This is a genomic window from Psychrobacter sp. (genome assembly GCF_035469765.1).
Classification (GTDB): Bacteria; Pseudomonadota; Gammaproteobacteria; order Pseudomonadales; family Moraxellaceae; genus Psychrobacter.
Window position 1 is genome coordinate 1 of record NZ_DATIRM010000350.1, and the last position, 4,482, is coordinate 4,482.

Here is a 4,482-nt window from a genome sequence, read left to right on the forward strand (position 1 = left end):
ATTATGGGGCGATGCGCTTTGGTCTCCCAGCTACTTTGCAAGTAGTTGCGGTGGTGCGCCTATCGACATATTAAGGCGGTATATTGAGCAGCAGAACACACCTGACTAAACCGCCTTACATCCACGCCCTGAACGGCATGATTTTACGGTGGGGGAGATAAAGGCTGTTAATTATTAATGCATGATAAAAAACAATCGCTTTTAGCGTCATAACATAACGTATCTATCGTATTTAGTAACGAACCTATAAGCGCTATTTTAACACGTCCCGCCATGCTTTTACGTCGGCAAATATCTACTCATTGCCCTTGTATCCATCGGCGTCATAACCATATATAATGACGTCACACTGAATTGGGCGATACTTCATTAGGCGATACTTCATTGTGTAGCACTTAGCCGGATGATGAAAAGACGGCGAGAAAAACGTTGGCTAATGCGCACTAATTATCGAATATTTCCATAGGTCAAAAAATTATGTTATCAAAGATTATAGGCAGTGTCGTTGGCACCAAAAATGAGCGTGAGCTTAAACGCATGCGCAAAGTGGTCAGCAAAATCAACGCATACGAGGCTACGATACAAGCTCTGTCTGATGAACAATTACAACAAAAAACCGCAGAATTTAAAGCAAGACACCAAAATGGCGAAAGCTTAGATGCCTTATTGCCAGAAGCGTTTGCGATCTGCCGCGAAGCGTCGCTACGGGTTAATGGCATGCGTCACTACGACGTACAGCTGATCGGTGGTATCACCTTGCATGAAGGCAAAATCGCTGAGATGAAGACTGGTGAGGGTAAAACCTTAATGGGTACCTTGGCGATGTACCTGAATGCTATCAGTGGCAAAGGCGTGCATTTGGTGACGGTCAACGATTATTTGGCGGCACGTGATGCGGAATTAAACCGTCCCTTATTTGGCTTTTTGGGCATGACGGTTGGGGTGATTTACTCGCAGCAACCGCCACAAGAAAAAGTCAATGCTTATCAAGCGGATATTACTTACGGTACCAATAACGAGTACGGTTTTGATTATTTGCGCGATAACATGGTCTTTAGTTTAAAAGAGAAAAAACAGCGTCCATTAAACTTCTGTATTATCGATGAAATTGACTCGATCTTAATTGATGAAGCTCGTACGCCATTGATTATCTCGGGTCAAGCCGAAGATTCATCACGTATGTATGCGTTGATTAATACCATTATCCCCGTGCTTATCCGCTCAAAAGACGAAGAAGCCAATAAGAATAATGAAGAAGAAGATTTTTGGATTGATGAGAAAAACCGCCAGATTGAGATTAGCGAAAAAGGTTATGAGAAAATTGAGCGCTTCTTAATCGAAGTGGGTGAGCTTGGCGAAAATGAAAGTCTTTATAGCCCAAGTCGTTTGCCATTATTGGCTCATGTACAAGCGGCGATTCGCGCTCATCATGTCTTTGTCAAAAACATCCATTACATTGTTGATGATGGCGAAGTGGTTATCGTTGATGAAAACACTGGGCGTACTATGCCTGGTCGTCGCTGGTCAGAAGGTCTGCATCAAGCAGTTGAAGCCAAAGAAAACGTCGAGATTCAAGCAGAAAATCAAACGCTTGCAACCACCACATTCCAGAACTTTTTCCGTCTCTATGACAAACTGTCTGGTATGACAGGTACTGCTGATACTGAAGCAGCAGAATTTAAGTCAACTTATGATTTAGACGTCATTGTGATTCCAACGCATGAGCCGATTGCTCGTGTCGATATGGATGACCAAATTTTCTTAACGAAGTTAGGCAAATATAAAGGCATCATCCGCGAGATTCAAGAGATTCAAGCTAAAGGTGCGCCAGTATTGGTCGGTACGGCAACGATTGAAGCCAGTGAAGAATTGTCTTATCTGCTAGACCAAGAAGGCGTGAAGCATAACGTCCTAAACGCTAAGCAGCATGAGCGTGAAGCAGAAATCATTGCGCAGGCAGGTAGTCCAAAATCGGTCACGATTGCTACCAATATGGCAGGTCGTGGTACCGATATTATTCTTGGCGGTAACTGGCAGTCATTTATCGAAGATATTGATGCGGTTAGCCCTGAAGAAATGGCGCGTCTAAAAGCCCAATGGCAAATCAAGCATGACCAAGTCGTTGCGGCTGGTGGTTTGCACATTATTGGTTCTGAGCGTCATGAATCACGCCGTATTGATAACCAGCTACGTGGTCGTGCGGGTCGTCAAGGTGACCCTGGGATGTCACGTTTCTTCTTATCACTTGAAGATGACTTAATGCGTATTTTTGCCGGTGATCGCGTGGTGAATATGATGCGTGCAATGGGTCTAAAAGAAGACGAAGCTATTGAACATAAGATGGTTTCAAAGTCGATTGAAAACGCCCAAGGTAAAGTAGAAAGCCGCGATTTTGATGCGCGTAAGAATCTATTGAAATATGATGATGTGGCCAATGATCAACGTAAGGTTATCTATGGTCAGCGTGATGATTTACTAGCAGAGATGGATTTGCTTGAAGCTATCAAAATCATGCATCAAGAAGTCTACAACGCTATGATTAACCAGTTTATTCCACCAGGCTCTATCGATGACCAATGGAATGTCGATGGGTTAGAGGATGAGCTTGAGAACGAATTCAAGATTGCAATGCCGATTAATGATTGGCTTGATGAAGATCGCCGCTTAGATGAAGAAGGGCTGCGTGCCAAAATTATCCAAACGGCTATCGATCGCTATCACAGTCGCCGTGAACAGATGGGCGAAAAAGATGCTGCCCAGCTTGAGCGTCATTTTATGCTACAAAGCTTAGATAAGCATTGGAAAGAGCATTTAACTCAGATGGATCAGTTACGTAAAGGGATTCATTTGCGTGGCTATGCACAGAAAAATCCTGAGCAAGAGTATAAGCGCGAGTCATTTGAGCTGTTCCAAATGATGCTTGGCGCAATTAAGTCTGAAACGGTACAAGACTTGTCACGTGTGCATATCCCGACCAAAGAAGAGCTAGAAGCATTAGAAATTCAACAACGTGAAAACGCAGCCCATATGCAAATGCAGTTTGAACACAGTGATATCGATAATATGGATGGCGGTGTGGAAAGAGCAGCAGCGCAAAGTCGTAATGTCGTTGGTGCTGCGGCAGCTGGTGCTATGGCAGGTAATGGCAATAATGAAAATGAGCCAAACCCATATGCTGGTATGAACATCAGCCGTAACGCCCCATGTCCTTGTGGTTCAGCGCTGAAGTACAAACAGTGTCATGGTAAAATCTAAAAATTACCTAGCTAATATTTTCTGATAAAAAAGTCCTTATCTATCATAGATAAGGACTTTTTTATGGTTTGAATAAATATTTGCGCCAGATATATGATATAAAGCGTATATAGTCAGTAAAAATTTATACTAGAAGTACTGTAGCCCTTTTTAAGGTATGTTGACTATATCAAACATCATTGCCTATCAAAACCGCGAAAGAGGACTCCACCCGACATTAGGGTGGAGGTGAATTTCGCCTAGCGTTTATTATATATTCATACAAATTATGTACTGAAATAAGCTATACTAAATTTTAGAACTTACATTAAAAAAACAAAATGAATTGGCATTATGAGAATCAACAAAGCGTATAAATTTAGGCTTGAGCCTAATGCGGAGCAAGAGGTTATTTTAAATAATCTTGTCGGCTCTGCACGTTTTGTTTGGAATCAAATGCTGGCTATATCGTTTGAGATGTTTGCCAAAAATGAGTTTATTAATGCAACCAACCTGGTTAATAAAATCATGGATCTAAAGAACAATCCTGATTTTGAGTTCTTAAAAGCCCATTCTAATGCCGTATCTTTACAACAGAAAGTACGCGATCTTGCTGCCGCTTGGTCACGATTTTTCGACCCTAAAGTACATGCCAAGTTAAAAGAAAATAAAAAGAAACCTAGAAAACCCAAGCTCTTTAAACTGGCTGATGGGTCGGACATCCAGTTACGGACGCTGATGCCAAGATTTAAGCGTAAATCCGATGGACGAGACTCAATCAGATTGGTTCAGTTTGATAAATACTGCCGTGTCGAGGGCAATCGGGTGAAACTACCTAATAGCATTGGTTTGGTGACGTTTAGAAAATCGCAAGACATTATCGGCACCATCAAAATCATCACCATCAGCAAGAAATCAGGTCACTGGTACGTGTCGTTTGGCACTGAGCGTGAACTGGCTGACAACCCTCGACACCCTGCCACAAGCGCCATTGGCTTAGATATGGGTATCAGCAAACTACTCACCACCTCAAACGGTCAGTACATCAAGCCCAAAAACAGCTTTAAAGCCAATCCAATCAAAGCAAACTTACCAAATTACAGCGTCGATTAAGTAAGAAAGTAACATTTAGCGAAAACTGGAAAAAGCAAAACCGTAAGATTCAAAAATTACACCATCATATCGCCAATATTCGCCATGACTACCTGCATAAAACCATCACCACACTCAGCAAAAGCCACGCCATGA

The 4,482-nt window shown here is 42.3% G+C and carries 2 protein-coding genes and 1 pseudogene; all 3 read left to right on the plus strand.

What is annotated here, in order from left to right; genetic code table 11:
• Positions 1–109 (plus strand): transposase (locus VLN09_RS09635; RefSeq protein ID WP_325245987.1); only part of this gene is annotated, 109 nt, incomplete at its 5' end.
• A 368-nt stretch (positions 110–477) separates the two neighbouring features.
• Positions 478–3,255 carry a preprotein translocase subunit SecA gene (gene secA, locus VLN09_RS09640; RefSeq protein WP_325245985.1) on the plus strand — a complete coding sequence of 926 codons (2,778 nt, stop codon included), beginning with the start codon at positions 478–480 and terminating at the stop codon, positions 3,253–3,255.
• Between the two features lie 333 nt (positions 3,256–3,588).
• Positions 3,589–4,482: pseudogene (locus tag VLN09_RS09645) on the plus strand (RNA-guided endonuclease InsQ/TnpB family protein); the annotation flags it as partial.

Bases quoted from the DNA above. Each gene is read 5' to 3' on its own strand.
- secA (WP_325245985.1), top strand. From the start codon at position 478: ATGTTATCAAAGATTATAGGCAGTGTCGTTGGCACCAAAAATGAGCGT.